This is a genomic window from Pseudarcicella hirudinis (assembly GCF_900115665.1).
GTDB lineage: Bacteria > Bacteroidota > Bacteroidia > Cytophagales > Spirosomataceae > Pseudarcicella > Pseudarcicella hirudinis.
In genome coordinates this window covers 144,933-161,530 of record NZ_FOXH01000009.1, presented here as the reverse complement: position 1 = coordinate 161,530, position 16,598 = coordinate 144,933, and the positions used below count along the sequence as shown (strand labels likewise).

13 protein-coding genes and 2 tRNA genes are annotated in these 16,598 nt (G+C 37.1%); 7 read left to right on the top strand and 8 right to left on the bottom strand.

The genetic code is table 11. The features are described from left to right. The first annotated feature begins 126 nt into the window (after positions 1-126). A complete protein-coding gene (locus tag BM179_RS15995; protein WP_092018158.1) occupies positions 127-855 on the top strand; it encodes a GntR family transcriptional regulator in 729 nt (242 codons plus the stop codon). Positions 856-990: 135 nt separating this feature from the next. Here the strand turns inward: BM179_RS15995 and BM179_RS15990 are convergent, their stop codons facing one another. From BM179_RS15990 to BM179_RS15970, 5 genes are all read right to left on the bottom strand, one after another. Beyond that, the gene (locus tag BM179_RS15990) at positions 991-1,905 is read right to left on the bottom strand and encodes an AraC family transcriptional regulator (RefSeq protein WP_092018157.1); all 915 of its coding nucleotides are present in this window, start codon (positions 1,903-1,905) and stop codon (positions 991-993) included. 117 nt (positions 1,906-2,022) lie between these two features. Further along, entirely contained in the window at positions 2,023-3,369 is a 1,347-nt protein-coding gene (locus BM179_RS15985; protein ID WP_092018156.1) for a sugar porter family MFS transporter, read from the bottom strand. Between the two features lie 76 nt (positions 3,370-3,445). Further along, positions 3,446-4,423 (bottom strand): phytanoyl-CoA dioxygenase family protein, encoded by a 978-nt coding sequence (locus BM179_RS15980; RefSeq protein ID WP_092018155.1) that lies wholly within the window; start codon positions 4,421-4,423, stop codon positions 3,446-3,448. Next, positions 4,420-5,214 (bottom strand): alpha/beta hydrolase, encoded by a 795-nt coding sequence (locus tag BM179_RS15975; RefSeq protein ID WP_092018211.1) that lies wholly within the window; start codon positions 5,212-5,214, stop codon positions 4,420-4,422. The genes BM179_RS15980 and BM179_RS15975 overlap by 4 nt, the downstream gene beginning before the upstream one ends. A 10-nt stretch (positions 5,215-5,224) precedes the next feature. Continuing rightward, entirely contained in the window at positions 5,225-6,355 is a 1,131-nt protein-coding gene (locus tag BM179_RS15970) for a Zn-dependent alcohol dehydrogenase (protein WP_218159233.1), read from the bottom strand. A 522-nt stretch (positions 6,356-6,877) separates the two neighbouring features. Between BM179_RS15970 and BM179_RS15965 the strand changes: the two genes are divergently transcribed. The 5 genes from BM179_RS15965 to BM179_RS15945 all read left to right on the top strand — a co-directional run bounded on the left by BM179_RS15965 (position 6,878) and on the right by BM179_RS15945 (position 12,264). Next, positions 6,878-7,762 (top strand): MBL fold metallo-hydrolase, encoded by an 885-nt coding sequence (locus tag BM179_RS15965; protein ID WP_092018154.1) that lies wholly within the window; start codon positions 6,878-6,880, stop codon positions 7,760-7,762. Positions 7,763-7,979: 217 nt separating this feature from the next. Beyond that, a complete protein-coding gene (locus BM179_RS15960) occupies positions 7,980-8,837 on the top strand; it encodes a helix-turn-helix domain-containing protein (RefSeq protein ID WP_092018153.1) in 858 nt (285 codons plus the stop codon). 453 nt (positions 8,838-9,290) lie between these two features. Beyond that, on the top strand, positions 9,291-10,280 hold the full coding sequence (locus tag BM179_RS15955; protein ID WP_229632962.1) for a helix-turn-helix domain-containing protein: 990 nt from the start codon (positions 9,291-9,293) through the stop codon (positions 10,278-10,280). A gap of 153 nt (positions 10,281-10,433) precedes the next feature. Further along, complete coding sequence (locus tag BM179_RS15950) at positions 10,434-11,492, top strand: serine hydrolase domain-containing protein (protein ID WP_092018151.1); 1,059 nt, start codon at positions 10,434-10,436, stop codon at positions 11,490-11,492. Positions 11,493-11,727: 235 nt separating this feature from the next. Then, positions 11,728-12,264, top strand: a complete 537-nt coding sequence (locus tag BM179_RS15945; RefSeq protein ID WP_092018150.1) for a glycosyl-4,4'-diaponeurosporenoate acyltransferase CrtO family protein — start codon at positions 11,728-11,730, stop codon at positions 12,262-12,264. 92 nt (positions 12,265-12,356) lie between these two features. On the opposite strand, the gene BM179_RS15940 is transcribed toward BM179_RS15945, so the two are convergent. From BM179_RS15940 to BM179_RS15930, 3 genes are all read right to left on the bottom strand, one after another. Continuing rightward, entirely contained in the window at positions 12,357-13,238 is an 882-nt protein-coding gene (locus BM179_RS15940) for a DMT family transporter (RefSeq protein WP_092018149.1), read from the bottom strand. 321 nt (positions 13,239-13,559) lie between these two features. Continuing rightward, positions 13,560-13,632: transfer RNA gene (locus tag BM179_RS15935), tRNA-Lys, on the bottom strand. A gap of 47 nt (positions 13,633-13,679) precedes the next feature. Further along, positions 13,680-13,751 (bottom strand) — tRNA-Glu (locus BM179_RS15930). Between the two features lie 289 nt (positions 13,752-14,040). Between BM179_RS15930 and BM179_RS15925 the strand changes: the two genes are divergently transcribed. After that, a complete protein-coding gene (locus BM179_RS15925) occupies positions 14,041-16,557 on the top strand; it encodes a M14 family metallopeptidase (protein WP_092018148.1) in 2,517 nt (838 codons plus the stop codon). Positions 16,558-16,598 lie beyond the last annotated feature (41 nt).

Sequence of the window (16,598 nt, the reverse complement as noted above, 5' to 3'; positions counted from 1 at the left end):
CATGAATACAAAATAATTTTAAAACAAATTTTATTCAGAAAGACGGATATTTATCTTAACTTTATGTATAAACAAACCAACCTTAATTATAGGTTGATTTGTTTTCATTGTAGATTATTCACAAACATGAAGCATTCCATTGACCACAAAAGTCCTATCCCTTTTCATATTCAGGCTGAAACACTTTTAAGAAAATTAATAGAAGAGGAAGAATACCAAAACGGCAAAATTTTCCCTAATGAGGTCGATTTAGCTAAACAATTAGCCATTTCCCGGACTACTTTGAGGCAGGCTATCAATAAGTTAGTTTTTGAAGGGCTTTTAGTACGTAAAAAGAGAATCGGTACAAAAGTTGCGGGCGGAGTTGTCAGTTCAAGGTCTAACAACTGGCTAAGTTTCTCTCAGGAAATGAAACTCCGGGGAATTCCAATAAAGAATTTTGAACTCCATGTAACCTGGGTATATCCGGACGAGGCTATCGCCAATTTCTTCGAAATAAAGACAGATCGTAAAATATTAAAAATGGAAAGAGTTCGGGGCAAGCCTTATGAACCGTTTGTGTATTTTATTTCCTACTTCCATCCAAGAGTCGGTTTAACAGGCGAAGAGGACTTTAAAAGACCTTTATATGAAATACTGGAAAACGACTATTCTGTCATTGCTACCTTGTCTAAAGAAGAAATAAGTGCTAAAGCAGCTGATGCTTTAATTGCTGATAAACTTAAAATCGAACAGGGAAGTCCTTTGCTGTTCCGCAAACGCTTAGTCTTCGATCAGGGAGAAAGACCCATAGAATATAACCTCGGGTATTATAAAGCTGATAGTTTTATCTATACGGTAGAAAGCTCAAGATAAATGCTGTCTGAAAGCCTTTCATTTCATAACCTTATTCAATATACGTAACATTCTGAAAGGATTGTGCAGGCTGAATCCCCTCAGTTTAAAGATATGTTTCTTAACTGAGGGGAACAGCATATTTATTATTGTATATCAGAGATTTTTACTGCATGCTTTATCCGAATCGAACCTTTTCCTCCATTTGTTCCGATATTCATGCTGATACTGCAAGGGTGTTTTTTGAGTAATGAGTTTGAAATGCCGGTTAAAATGAGAAATATTATTAAAACCACTTTCAAAGCAAACCTGGCTGACACTCAAATTTCCATCAATCAGTAACTTACAGGCTTGCCCTACTCTTAATTCCAGTAAAAGCTGAGAATAGGTTTTGTTCATTCTCGATTTGAAATATCTGCAAAATGAAGTGGGACTCATATTGGCCACTTCCGACACTTCTTCCAGAGAAATCTTCCTTTCAAAATTATTCCGGGTGTAGCTATATATCTGATTAAGTCTTTGGTTATCCTGATCGTCAAGAGAAAAATCAAAATTCGTGGAAGTAATAGGTGTAATGTCATTCGAAAATGCCAGTATTCTCAGGATTTTCAGCAAATGAATCATTCTGTCCAATCCATCCATTTCAATCATCTCCCGCATCAGCACACCAATTCTCTTTTTGGTTTCGCCTTTTATCTGTAAACCGGATTCCGTATATTCCAGAAAGTCATTAATCGCCTTAAATTCAGGAAGATTGCTAAAATACTCTCCCCATAAATCCGGTCTGAAATGAATTGCTGTTGACTGGGCAAATAAACCTTCCTGACCCTTATGATATTTTTCATCACATCTCCACATATGCGGAAGATTAGAGCCTACTATGACCATGTGGTCATCCGTGAAGTTCCTGATACACCCACCTATGAACTGTGTCCCTGATCCCTTTTCAATATGCAGTAATTCGATTTCAGGATGATAGTGCAGTTGATTATAGAAAAACGGTACAACATCCCTGCGAATACTAAAAGAAAGCTCTTGCTTTAAAGGAACCTTTAAAAATTGTGGTTTCATCCTTTAATTCTGATAAATTTTAACATATATAAATGATAATCAGCTCTTCAAAAGTCATTTTGTATTCAGACTTTAAATACAAATGCAAACATGCTAACCTTATTTCGTATAATCTTCTCAACTTTTTGACCAATACTGCTCTATTTCTTCAAGAGTTTTTCCCTTTGTTTCAGGAACGACCTTACAGATGAACAAAAATGCAACCGCCGATAAACCTGCAAAAACCCAGAAAGTATAAGCCCCTCCAAAGAATTTCAACAAACCGGGAAATACCAGAGAAACGATAAATGTGGAAACCCAAAGACAAAGTATTGCTACAGAAATGGCTTTTGCCCTGACACGATTCGGGAATATTTCAGCTATTACCACAAATGTCAATGGCCCGAGTGATATGCCAAAAAATGAGATATATCCTAAAATTGCCATCACAACCCAATAGCCTTTTGTCATATTCATAAAAAAGAAAGCACCGATTAAGGCAAGAAAAACAGCCATTCCTCCTGAACCGATCATCAGCATTAACTTTCGTCCTAACTTATCGACATACAAAATGGCAACCACTGTTGAGATAATATTAATCACTCCGATCATTATGGTTTGTAATAAAGCAGATTTAACACCATCTCCGGTTGCTTTAAAAATTTCAGGGGCGTAATACATAATAGCGTTAATGCCCGTGATTTGCGAAAAAAAAGCTAAACTTACGCCGATGAAAGTAGCCATTTGCAAGCCCGGTTTTATTAAGTCTGTATAGGCTCCCTCCTCCCCCTGTACAGATATTTTTATGGCTTCCAGCTCGATTTCCGCTTCAGAAGGGGTGTTTAGTTTATTCAGAACAACTAAAGCCTGCTTAAAATCCTGCTTTTGGGCAAGCCAGCGGGGACTTTCCGTAACTGAGAATAACAATACGATAAAAATAAAAGAAGGAACAATTCCTGATCCGAACATATACCGCCAGCCAACCTCAACAGTCCATAACTCATCATACAAATCAGCAATATAGGCGTTTACAAAAAAGATCGCTAATATACCTGTAACTATCCCAAGCTGATTAATGGCGATAAGTCTTCCCCTTATATCAGGAGGAGCAATTTCTGAGATATACATCGGCACAATCATTGATGCAATACCTATTCCCAACCCTCCGATCAATCTGAAAAAAACAAAATAATCCAGGTTCAGGGGAATCATAATACCCAGTGAAGAAACAGCAAATAAAACCCCGGAAATCAACAGCACTTTTTTCCTTCCCAGTCTATCAGCAAAAAACCCTCCGACCATTGCACCAAAAGCACAACCAATCAATGCGCAGGAGGCAATCCAACCCATCATTCCCGGAGACAATTCATATTTCTGCCTGATAAATCCGATTGCTCCGGCAATAACTGCGGTATCATAGCCAAACAGCAAACCTCCTATTGCTGCCACAAAAGTGCACCGATATACATAATTCGATTGTTTCATAGTTTCATCATGCTAATCATACTTCCGAAAACATGATTAGTTTGGGTTATTTCATATTAAAAGGCTGCAACAAATACTATAAAGAACGATCGTATAATTCATCGGCATCCACCCTGGGGATTTCTCTTCCTAAAAACCCTAACTCTTTATCTCCATCAAACAAAAGAGGGAAATAACGGCTGTCAAGCAATGTATCCTGATGCATATCAGGGAAACTTTTCAAGGCGTCAATTCTGTTATAACCTTCCGTGTTACCAAGAGTCTTATAATTCATAGCATTAAGTACCACAGCTCTTCTCGGCCGGGCAGAAGAATTTTCATAAGAGCCGTGCATAGTTAAAGGATGGTGAAAACTTGCATATCCTTTTGGCAATACATTGGCCACTTTATTTTCGAAAGAAATTAACTGATCTTTATCCAGTATTTCTTTCACGGCATTCATATCCCCGGCCAGGCCGGTTATCGGAAGTAATCCCCATTTGTGGCTGCCGGGAACAAAATAAAGGCAACCATTTTCTTCATTGGCATCATCCAGACCTATCCAGCAGGTAAGATGATGCATAGGCTTTGTAAAAGTCCAGTAAGAATAATCCTGATGCCAGGCGACAACTCCTCCATGCCTGGCCGGCTTACAGAATAACTGATCATGAAAAAGCCGGAAAGATTGCCCTAACAATTGGTAAGCTGCCATACGATAAGCCGGAGACCAAAATAAATCATGGAATCCGGGAGTAATCCGCCAGGCTCCTATGGCATGAAAAAGCACTTTATCCGGATTTTCGGATTCATTACTTTCGTAATGATAAAATAAGCCTTTTTCCTCTTCATTTAAGGATTGAAGTCTGAGCAATTCGTTGTTCAGCTTATCCACCTGTTCCTCAGACATAATCTTTATCCCGCTGACAAATCCATCTTTTTTAAAAGACGTTATCTGTTCCTCCGTAAGGATGTATTCTTCCCAATCCTTCGCACATTGAGGCTGCTCAAAAATACTACTGACCGGATTACTATAGGCAGCAAGGTCTATTAATGACTCTGAATTGAATTTTTTCATAATTGTTCATTAAAATAAAGCAATGTTTTCATGATATTTTCTTCCCAGTATGGCCATTCATGGGAACCACTGAATTCCTGATAAAGATGAGGTATTTCTCGCTCTGTAAGTTGTTTATGTAATAATCTGTTTTCCATAATTAAGGGATCAGACACTCCGCAATCAAACCGGATTTCCGGTAAAGTATCTCTGTTCTTCAGTATGGTTTCAAATACTGATAAATCTTCCTGATTTTCATCCAAAAAGGTCAGAAAATCTTCCTCTGCAAAGTCTTTCATCTGCCTTGCATCTGTTATTGACGACAAGCCTGATATTGCTTTAAACCTGTTTCCATATTTAGCACCCAAACGCAAAGCACCAAATCCCCCCATAGAAAGGCCTGCTATAAATAATACCGAATTATCACTGGTTTCTTTTATCGTTTGACTAACGGCATTGATTACATCAATCATAATCCATTTTTCAAAATTCTGAACTTTATGCTCCATGTATCCGCTCCCGTCTCCCCATAACCCGTCTGAAGGCATAACCAGAACCATAGGTTTCAGCAAACCCCTGTCGATACCGGCCTGCATCTGATAATGAACGCCTGCAAGATGCGTCCAGGCCCAATGACTGCCATAAACACCATGTAACAATATAACAATCGGTAAATCCTGATGATCATTTCCGGGAGGAACAAAAACTGATATATCTCCCCGGCCTTTTAAATGGTCACTTTTTACAGTAATGTACCTGAGATTGTCCCGCTCAAATCTCGGATCCGAAACAGCAATACTTCTGAATTTCATTCCGGTTATTTTAAAATACAATTACCCCTTTCGTAATAGATCCTGCAAGCATATCTCTGAATGCCACATCCAACTCTTCCAATGCATAAGTTTCCGTAAACATTTCATCCAGCAACAAACTCTTCCTGTGATATAAATTCAGTAATATCGGGAAATCTATCCTGGGCCTGCACTTTCCATAAAGTGGATTAAGATAAACCTTGTCCCATTGAAACAATTTCATATCAAACGGAATGGTATCATCTATCCCGCTTACCTGTACAGCCATTCCGGCATTCCGGATCAATTTCAGGGGAGCAGCGCCCAAAGCCGGTATAGCCGTACATTCAAAGGCATAATCTGCCCCTCTGCCTTCTGTATGGCCCGATACATATTTGAAAACTTCTGTTAATTCTATATCTCCTTTAACAGATTGAAACGTATGGGTAGCGCCGAATTGCTTTGCCGTTTCCAAACGCGCTGAATTAATATCAACTGCAATAATGGTAGTGGCTCCTGCTATCCGTGCCCCCTGAATTACATTCAGCCCTACACTGCCTGTTCCAAGTACCACTACAGAAGAACCTGGTTTAACTTCAGCGACATTAACCGCTGAACCATAACCTGTTGCCACACCACAGCCAATGATGCTTGCCGAGGAAAAAGGCATTTCAAGATCATATCTGACAACAGCCTCCTCATACACAACTGTATAGGTAGAAAATGTTCCCAGGTTAAAAGAACGCCTTATGCCCTTATTTCTAAACAATGTCCTTTCTAAAGGAACATGCCCTCCTGAAAGAGGAATGCCATTATATTGATGCCCGGAAATAACAGGCGAATGATTTTCACAGATATTTTGATTTCCCTGAATACATGGATAACAAGTTCCGCATGGCATTGCCCAGTTTAAGATAACTTTATCACCCGGTTTTACAGAATTAACATTCTTGCCAACCGCTTCAACAACACCAGCTCCCTCATGTCCTAAAATAAGTGGTGCTTTCCAATCAAGCGAATCCCAGTCAGTATGACATATCCCGGCAGCCATCAGCTTTACCAGCACTTCTCTTTCTCCCGGCATTGAGACTTCAATCTCTTCAATAGAAAACGTTTTATCGGGAGCTGAAACAGCCGCTTTTGCTTTTATATTGGTTATCATGTTTAAATGACGCTGCTTTACAAAAGCAACATCTTTTATCTTTCAGGTAAGAAAATATTTATACTTTTTCCCTGATTGTTTATTTGTACATACATATTTACATATTAAATATTGAAATCAAAAATTATTCTTGATATTTTTCAGATATTCTCTTCAGATACCTGCTGTAATTAACATATCAGAATGAATAAATCAGCTATTAATACCCTGATCTCAGAGAGCCGAGCACCGTTTAAACAAACCTAAAAAGTTAAAGTCCTGACAGCTAAAGTTCATGAACATCCGATATGTACTCAGCAAAAAGGGCATTCTTTTTAACAAAAAAGACATTTATCATAAACAGCTTAATTTTATCTTTTTAGTACATGGATGCTCCCGCCCTTCGCTTATATCCTCTCAAAAGCGAACATAAATGCTCAGAATGCAAATTGATAATCACTAATGCAGAGTGATAACATCCGGAAGAGGCATTGAAATAATTTTGCACCGTAAACAATAATAACAACTTTAATTTTATTGAAAATGAAATATTTTATGACAACAGCTATGGCATTTTTGACAGGACTTTCTGCTGCTATAGCACAGGAACTACCTAAGGCGAGTATTATTAAATCTGTTAAAACAGAAAAGATCAGCATATACACCGTTGTGGCTCCGCCGGAAATGTTTACCAACACAACGCATATAATTGAATTGCCAAATGAATTAATTGTGGTTGACGGTCAATTCTTTGCGCCTTACGCACAGCAGGTGAGAAAATTAACTGACAGCCTTCAAAAGCCCGTTACCAGATTTTATATCTCACATGATCATCCGGATCATTATATCGGCTTTGGAGATGCTTTCCCGAATGTGCCTGTTTATGCTTTAGAAGAAACTAAAACAGGCATTGAAAAAGCCGGACAACAGGTTTTGGAACAGAGACAGAAACAATTTGGGAACATTATTGCCAAATCCCTGAACAAACCTTCTCATGTACAAAAGACAGGAAAAGAAATGATAGATGGGGTGGCTTTCATCTTTGAAAAATCACTGAATAATGAAGCTGCTGCTTCACTGGTTATTAAAATTCCGGAAGTAAAAGCAAACATCCTGCAAGACATTGTTTATAATAAAACTCATCTATTCATATCCGGAAATACAGATGGCTGGCGCAAGGCAATTAAAAAAGAAGAAAGTGCAAAAGAATATACACTGATTTTACCGGGACATGGAAAACCAACGGACCGCAGTATATTTCAGACCGATCTTAAATATCTTGATTTTGTAGATAAGACACTTGCTGAATCTAAATCAAAAGAAGAATATAAGGCAAAAATACTGGCTGAGTATCCTGATTATGGCGGAGATCATTTGATTGACATTTACCTCGCCTATTACTTAAAAAAGGACTGGGACAAAAAGTAAATAGTAAGAAATCACCCCTATCCGTAAGTTCTGCGATTGTAAATAAGTTATAGTATCTCTGATGCGGTAATTTAAAATGAACGATATTTTGACCGTAAAACGGTAAAATGAAATTCTTTGTACCAGCCACCGTGTCAGAGATATTGTTTTTCATAAAGTATTTATAGTCAATATTTAAAATATCCTGACTACATTAGTTTAATAACAAGCATAATCAATGTTAAAAGTTCTGTTTGATAAAAATAAATATGGTGCGGAACTACTGCTGGACTGTGTCGAGCTATCAGAAATTGCTGATCATGGCATAGCTGTCAAAGAGCTGCATGTTACTACTTTTTATGAAATTTTCTTTTTCACGGAAGGTCAGGGATCCATTAATCTTGAAGGAAAACATATTGCCATCAATGCTCCCTGCGTGCTTTTCCTACGTCCGGCACAGCCACGTCAATGGGAATTATCTTCTGTAAAAAAATGTATGATAATTTTTTTTGAGGGTGCTTTTATGGAAACATTCTTAAAGGACCATCTTTTTCTCCACCGTCTTTATTATTTTTTGGGAAGTACCTTTCCCATAATGTTGCCGTTGAAACAGGATGAAATGCCGGTATTTGAAAAACTCTTGTATGCAGTGAGGCAGGAAATCAACGATCTCAGAGAAGACAGCCATCAGTTGTTAAGGGCTTATCTGTATCAATTACTGATTCTTTTAAATCGTGGTTATACCTCACATTATCATCTGCAGGGCAATTTATATCACAACCTGAATATCCTGAAATTCAGGGAACTTCTGAAGCAGAATATCAGAGAAAAACAAACTGTAAAAGAATATGCCGGACTTTTAAATATGAACCGAAACAGGCTTAATCATCTCTGTCATGAGATATTCGCTAAAGATGCCAGCGATATTATTAAAAATGAGCTTGCAGAATCCTGCAAATACGATTTACTGACAACTGATAAAACCGTTGCTGAAATCAGCTATGACCATAACTTCTCCGCTCCTTCCAATTTCGTTCGTTTCTTTAAATCAATGACTAATCTTTCTCCGGCTGCTTATCGGGCTGAATACATTTAAGAATAAGTCCATTTTACACCTTGTGCGGTGTCTTCACCAGCCAATTCCCACGAAAGTAACAAAGGGTTGACCGAATAAAGAGTGCCTGACGGTTATGACGTTCCACAGGCTACAGGCCAGCTTCATAAAAATCCGGTTTAACGTCCCCTCCACATTTTGTTTGCATATCTAATGCCTTCAGGTTAATTTAGCGGGCTAAATTAGTCACATTTGGAGAACAGATAATGTGTGTACATCGTAAAGCAGTGAACCATTATCTGCAAGCTAAAAATAGCTTTCCTGAAAATAAACAATGAAAAATAATTAATGGATAAAATTAATTTATCGGGTACAATCGCTGTAATAACAATTTTCATTTCATTATTTCTATCATTGTTTTTAATTACGGTCAAGACAGCACATAAATTAAGCAATCGTCTTTTTGCTTTTTTTCTGGTTTTAACGGTAATTGATATGAGCGTAAATTTAGGTTATTCGTCTGACATTTCTTTGGACGCAAGATTGTTCAGAAGTTCAGTTTTCTTTTTACAACTTCCAACTTTTTACCTGTATGTCTTATCCGTCTGCTATTCGGATTTCAGGCTAAAACCCAAACATTTAGTTCATATTATTCCTTTTTTAATAGCAAATTTAATCTTATTACCACGCTTTTATACTGTCGATCAGGCATCAAAAATCAGCTTTCTTGCGAAAAGCAGCAGTATGCCTGAAATACAGCTCAATCATATTTTCATACATATTCAGATTGCATTATACATTATCGCAGCCTTTATGATATTAAAGGAAGCGAAAAAAATATATCTTGAAAATTATGCAGGAGCAAGTATTGAATCACTTAATTGGTTATTTCAGTTTACCCTGGCGCTCTCAGGATTTTACTTCATTGCCCTGTTAAAAAACATCTTTAAATTCACAGAATACCCTTATATTTCCGAATGGCTAAAAATCGGACTTTTCTTATTTGAACTGCTCATTATCAGCTGGTATTTATATAAAGCTTTAAATAATCCAACCCTGTTCAGAAATATTGATTCAAAGCTAAAGCTTGTAAAGAACATCATTTACGAAGAAAAAAACAGCGAGCCATCAGCTGCAAATGAAAACGAATACAGTGAAGAGTTATTGAAATTAAAGAAGTATATGATTGATGAAAAACCATTCCTTAATCCTTCCTTAACCATTCAGGATGTCTCAGACGGTATAGGAATTCCTGTCCGGGATTTATCTGTTTTAATCAATCATAAATTAGAGCAGCATTTTTATGATTTCGTTAATACTTATCGCATAGAGAAAGCTATGGATCTTTTAAAAGATGTCACAAAAAATAAGCTGACTATCTTAGAAATTCTGTATGATGTAGGTTTTAACTCAAAATCTTCTTTTAACACCGCTTTCAAAAAACATACAGGCAATACGCCTACAGCTTATCGTAAAAACCTGTAAAGCAACACCTTGCAACTATTCGTACCTGAATTTTCAAATACTCGTACTTATTTTCTGAAACAAATGCGTTCGACTATTTTTATTCGGTCGCATAGGTTTAAGTTCTTCTACACATTTGTACCGAAATAATTTATAATTTAAAAATACGGTACAATGAAAACCTCATTAAAATTTTTAGCAGCGCTTTTATTAATAAGCAACATTTCTTTTGGACAAGACCTATCCAAAAAGATTGATTCAATCATAAAGCTCAATTATCAAAAAAATCCTGAAGCAGGCATCAGCGTCGGATTTATTAAAAATAACGAGGAATTTTATACGGCTTATGGTAATCTGAATGGAGAAAGTCAAACTGAAATCAATAAAAATTCCATATTTGAAATTGCTTCAATCACTAAAATTTTAACCTCAAATTTAATTGCACAGGCAGTTATTGAGAACAAAATAAAAACAGATGATTATATAGACGCCTTTCTTCCAAAAGAGTATGTATTACATGAAAATCTCAAAAACAAAATAAAAATTTCAGATCTCGCTTCTCATCAGTCAGGCTTACCTGATATAGATTTTGGAAAGTTAATAGAAAAAAATCCGCAGCAGCCTATAAGTATCGTAACTGAAAAAACATTAACCGATATTATCAATAACTGTACTGCGCTAATTGATAAGGGTCAATATCGTTATTCTACGATCGGATATACTTTACTTGGACAGATATTAGAAAAAGTGTATCAGAAGAGTTATGATGAAATTATCGCAGACAAAATAATAACGCCACTACAGTTGACAAATACATTAACCAAAGATTTTAATGTAAAAAACACGACAATCGGTCATAATTCCAATGGTGGCATTCAGGAATTCTTAAAATGGAATGTTACAGCACCTGCCGGGTTAGTAAAATCTAATGCCTCTGATATGGTTACGTTTTTAAAAGCGCTCTTAAATAAAGAAACAGCAATAGGTAAAGCTGCTATCATTACAGAAAAACTCTTCTATAAAGATAAAAACCGGGAATTGGGATTAGGTATAAATATCATGACGGATGATAAAAATACCATTTATTTAAAAACTGGAGATTCTATGGGACAATCTTCAATTATATGTTACAACAGGGCTAAAAACTGGGGCTTCATCATACTTCTCAACCAAAGAAACTCAAAAATGAGACAAAACCTGTTGAATGAAATTTATGACACAGTTTTGAAGTAAATAAAACTATATACGCTTTCACCCGGCTGGTGAAGACACAGCCGGGTGAAAGCGACAAAATATTACCGCTTAAAATAGAAAGGGGTCATAGTTTTGAGAAAAATTTCAGAAATATTCCAAAGGACATATACTATAATTTATCAAAGACAAGCAACAAGTGCAGTTTTTAATAAACCAATCTGTAACGTATATTTGAAAACCGGACAATATCTGAGAATCTCAAACGAAGTAATCAATGAAAAAAACTTTAACCTTAATTTTAATTACAATTATTGGAATTGGCTTAGTTGGTGCCCTGGTTAATTATATCCGGATGGATGGTTTTGCTTTCGCCTGGGCGCTGAACTTTCTGCTGATGATGTGTGTGTTTACCTTTACTGAAACATTGAAGAGCCAGCTTACATCTTCTTACTATAATGAAAAGGGATGGGAACAGAGAGGGAAAATATATAAATATCTTGGAATAAATTTTTTCAGAAAAATGCTAGTCCTGATTGGTTGGGAAAGACTGAATAAAAAAGCAAGCCCTGTAGAAAAAAATATCAAAGCTTTGAAGAATTTGCATTATCAAACAAAAAAATCGGAGCTTGGACACTTAATTATCTTGTTTATAGTCATGGGATTTAACGTTTTTGTGGCATTCAGATTTGGCATTCTCAAATCTTTTTCGCTGCTAATCTTAAATATCATACTAAACCTTTACCCTATTTTCCTTCAACGATATAACCGTCCGAGAATTGAAAGAGCGATTAATTTAAGTAATCGAAAATAAGGCTCCACCCATGTTCTGTGACTCACAGAACATATTTTAAAACAAACAATCCTACCCGATCGGGCAGGATTGTTAAATGGAGAATGAAAGATTTATTGCCTAACGGCTTTACCTTTCCTGATAGAAATAATTGTTTGCAGAATAACTGAAAGCATGACAAAGAACAATCCGATATAAAACGAAAAGTTCACTTCTTTGCTTTCACCAAAAAACAGGAATGCAATAATGATCGCATAAACAGGTTCCAGGTTTAAACTAAGGCTTACGGTGAAGGCAGAAACTTTTTTGAGTAATTCCGTAAAGGTAACATAGACCCCTACCGTGCAAAAAAACGACAATAAAATAAGATAAAGCGTGTCTTTCATATCAGGGATGAGGTTTTCTGCAGGAAAAAAATGCAGGTAAACCGGCAATACCATACCTAACCCAATTGTTCCGCCAATCATTTGATAATAATTGATCTGTTTACTATCGTAGCTTTTCACCAGGCGCTCATTGTAAATCGTATAGAGCGATGCGAACAGAGGAGATATAACGCCCAACAAAATACCTAAACGATAAGAAGTATCGAAATGAAATATCAAACCTATACCTACCATTGTTAAAGCGCTCAACAAAAACTCTGATGGCCTGAACTTCTGTTTATTGATTAAAGGTTCAAAAACAGCCGTAAAGAAACTTGCCATGCAATAACAAACCACCCCAATCGAAATATTGGAGTATTTAATACTCGCATAAAAGAGTACCCATGACAATGTAATGAGTGTTCCGACTTTAGCAATGGCTAACTTTTCCTTAAAATGAATATAGTTATTGATCCTGAACCATTTAAGCACGAAGAACAGGATAACAGCGGAGAAAAACACTCTGTACCAGGTGAGCAGCCCCTCATTAAGCGATATTAGTTTTCCGAAGACACCGGAGAAGCCGAGAAATATTACAGCAATGTGTAATATCAAATATGATTTTTTCATAAAGAATTATCTACCTTTTGATTTTAATATTTAATGGAAAGTCTGAGGCATAACAAATCACCCGGCAGCATATACCGGCAGTTACGCTTCTTTGAAATTTCTAAGAAATACTAAAGTACCGGAGGAGGAAGACAACTCTTTCTGTTCATATCTAAATAAAACTGTTTGGCAAAGATAGTAAATTGAGGTTAGTTTTTTGTAAAAGGTGGGTTATTCTCCTGTCTGTAGAGTTATTTAGTTAATGCACGGACAGGATAGATCCAAAATCACATCAGCCCAAAAAGCAAAAGCCTTCAAAATCAATGATTTTGAAGGCTTTTGTGATCCCGCTGGGATTCGAACCCAGGACCCATACATTAAAAGTGTATTGCTCTACCAGCTGAGCTACGGAATCTTTAAGTTGTTTGTTTTGAAACTGTCAACTTTACAGTTTTAACCTTGTAGTCCGTACGGGAATCGAACCCGTGTTTCATCCGTGAAAGGGACGTGTCCTAACCCCTAGACGAACGGACCGTTAGAACTGAAGAACTTATCTTCGTTTTTCGTGATGCAAAAGTAGTAGTTTTTTCTGAATTTCGAAAACCCTGCAAGAAAAAAATTTGTATTTTTTTTACCCAATCCGCCTAAAACAGGCATAAATACATAACAATTTATTGATATTCAAAGAGTTTATAAATATTTAACTTTCTGTTTATTTTTCAATTATTTTTGAATTTCCCTTCATTTTCCCTTCCGCAGTCTCTTCAAATCCCTTTTTTATTATCTTTGGGAGATAGTTATAACTCATCAAATAAACTGATTTATGAAAAAATACTCCCTTTTACCACTATTAGTAATTTTTTTCCTCTCCTGTTTCGGGTCTTATGCACAAAATTTACAATCTCCCCAAGAATTTCTCGGTTATGAATTAGGAACAAAGTTTTCCAGACATCATCAGATCATCTCTTATTTTGAATATGTAGCCAGACAAAATCCCGGTCAGGTGAAACTTATTCCATATGGCAAGACTAATGAAGGGCGCCCTCTGATGGTTGCGGTCATTGCTTCTGAAGATAATCTGGCCAGACTGGAAGAAATCAGAACCAACAACCTCAAATCAGCAGGTTTACTTGATGGACAGGCCTCCGCCAAGCAACCCGCTTTGGTATGGTTCAGTTATAACGTTCACGGCAATGAACCTACTTCTTCCGAAGCCTCTATGCAGGTTCTCTATGAAATCAGTAATAAAAACAGTGCTTTTGCCAAGCAAATCCTGTCAAATACTGTTGTATTTATTGACCCTTGTATTAATCCTGACGGAAGAGACCGCTACGCTAACTGGTATAACCAGAAAGGGGCTGTTACTCCTGATGTCAATCCTGTAGCATGGGAACATTACGAACCCTGGCCACAAGGCAGATATAATCACTATTGTTTTGACCTGAACCGTGACTGGGCCTGGCAGGTTCAGGTGGAATCTCAGCAGAGAATTCCTTTTTATAACCAATGGATGCCTCAGATTCACGTTGATTTTCATGAGCAATCATATACCTCTCCATATTACTTTGCTCCGGCCGCAAAACCATTTCATGAAGATATTACACCCTGGCAAAGAGAATTTCAGACTACCGTCGGAACTTTCAATGCTAAACGCTTTGATGCCAATAACTGGCTATATTTTACCAAAGAGCGTTTCGATTTATTTTACCCGAGCTATGGTGATACCTACCCTACCTATAACGGGGCTATCGGTATGACTTTTGAACAAGGCGGTATTCGTGGCGGATTGGGCGTTACACTTCCTGACGGAGATACACTGACTTTGAAAAAAAGGATTTCACACCATGTGGCAACAAGTTTCGGAACATTGGAAGCAGCCAATCAGAATGCGGAGAAACTGGTGTCTGAATTTGTAAAATTCTATGAAAAGGGTAAAACTAATCCTGCTGGACCTTATAAGTCTTTTGTCATCAAGACTAAAGGGGATGAAAGCAAAGTGCGTCAATTCTCTCAGTTCCTCGATAAAAACGGATTCCAATATGGCATAGCCGGAAAAGATATGCTTGCTTCAGGTTTCAGTTTTTCTAGCGATAAAACAGAAGGATTTAAAATTGAAGCAGAAGACCTGGTTCTTAATTTATATCAGCCACGCTCTACTTACCTGCGTATTTTGCTTGATCCTAAGCCAATGTTAGAAGATTCTCTGACTTATGATATCACTTCATGGTCATTATTATATGCTTATGGCCTGAAAGCGTATGGACTGAAAGACAAATTAACCCCGGTTGCTCCTAAAGCTTCAACCGAGACATATGTTAATTCGGCCATTGCGAAACCCTATGCTTATCTGGCTGCCTGGAAATCTTTTGATGATATGCGTTTTCTGGCTGGCTTGCTAAAGCAAGGTGTAAAAGTACGGGCTTCAGAAACCGCCTTTGAATCAAACGGGCAAAGCTATCAGCCTGGTACACTTGTTATTACGAGAGCATCCAATGAGCGTTTAGGTGATAAATTTGATCAGATTGTAAAAGCCACTTCTGAAGAATTTAAGGTAAAAGTGAACGGTGTTGCCAGCGGATGGGCCAGTAAGGGTTCTGATTTTGGTTCAAGTAATGTCTTCTTCCTGAAAGCACCTAAAGTGGCAATCGTTGGTGGAGAAGGAACTGCCTCTACCGGTTTTGGAGAAGTATGGCATTTTTTCGAAAGACAGATTAATTACCCTGCAACCGTGTTAGGTTCTGAATATTTCAACAATATAGACCTCCGTCAGTTTGATGTACTTATCCTGCCAAGCGGTTCTTATTCTAAAAACCTTGGTGATCGTGGTATTGAAAATATCCGAAATTTTGCAAAGGCGGGCGGTAAAGTAATTGCCATTGAAAGTGCAGTGGATTTCTTATCAGGAAAACCGGATTTTGACATTGTACATAAAGAAGAAGCTAAAAAGAAAGAAAATCAGGAGAATCTTGGTAAATACGAAGATCGTGAGAGAGAAGAAATTTCAGAAGATACACAGGGTTGTGTTTATAGAATCACGCTTGATAACACACATCCACTGGCATTTGGCTATGATAAATCTTATTTAGGGCTGATTCTTTCTACTTCCGACTACCAATTCCTTAAAAGCGGATGGAATGTAGGTATCAGCAAAGAGAAAGACCTGGTAGCAGGTTTTGCAGGTAAAAAAGCTCAGGAAAAACTTAAAAATTCTCTTTTCTTCGGTGTACAGGATCTTGGCAAAGGAGAAGTTGTTTATCTGGTAAACAACCCGATTTTCAGAGGTTTCTGGCAAAATGGTAAATTATTATTCGGAAATGCCGTTTTCATGGTTGGAAATTAATTTTTGGATTACAGAGTATTATTCTTCAAAAAGTTCTTCTT

Excerpts from the sequence above, each read along its gene's own strand:
- BM179_RS15990 (WP_092018157.1), bottom strand. The coding sequence starts at position 1,905 with ATGAAACCACAATTTTTAAAGGTTCCTTTAAAGCAAGAGCTTTCTTTT.
- BM179_RS15960 (WP_092018153.1), top strand. The coding sequence starts at position 7,980 with ATGTTAAAAGTTCTGTTTGATAAAAATAAATATGGTGCGGAACTACTG.
- BM179_RS15965 (WP_092018154.1), top strand. The coding sequence starts at position 6,878 with ATGAAATATTTTATGACAACAGCTATGGCATTTTTGACAGGACTTTCT.
- BM179_RS15950 (WP_092018151.1), top strand. The coding sequence starts at position 10,434 with ATGAAAACCTCATTAAAATTTTTAGCAGCGCTTTTATTAATAAGCAAC.
- BM179_RS15995 (WP_092018158.1), top strand. The coding sequence starts at position 127 with ATGAAGCATTCCATTGACCACAAAAGTCCTATCCCTTTTCATATTCAG.
- BM179_RS15970 (WP_218159233.1), bottom strand. The coding sequence starts at position 6,355 with ATGATAACCAATATAAAAGCAAAAGCGGCTGTTTCAGCTCCCGATAAA.
- BM179_RS15925 (WP_092018148.1), top strand. The coding sequence starts at position 14,041 with ATGAAAAAATACTCCCTTTTACCACTATTAGTAATTTTTTTCCTCTCC.
- BM179_RS15940 (WP_092018149.1), bottom strand. The coding sequence starts at position 13,238 with ATGAAAAAATCATATTTGATATTACACATTGCTGTAATATTTCTCGGC.
- BM179_RS15980 (WP_092018155.1), bottom strand. The coding sequence starts at position 4,423 with ATGAAAAAATTCAATTCAGAGTCATTAATAGACCTTGCTGCCTATAGT.
- BM179_RS15985 (WP_092018156.1), bottom strand. The coding sequence starts at position 3,369 with ATGAAACAATCGAATTATGTATATCGGTGCACTTTTGTGGCAGCAATA.
- BM179_RS15975 (WP_092018211.1), bottom strand. The coding sequence starts at position 5,214 with ATGAAATTCAGAAGTATTGCTGTTTCGGATCCGAGATTTGAGCGGGAC.
- BM179_RS15945 (WP_092018150.1), top strand. The coding sequence starts at position 11,728 with ATGAAAAAAACTTTAACCTTAATTTTAATTACAATTATTGGAATTGGC.
- BM179_RS15955 (WP_229632962.1), top strand. The coding sequence starts at position 9,291 with ATGAGCGTAAATTTAGGTTATTCGTCTGACATTTCTTTGGACGCAAGA.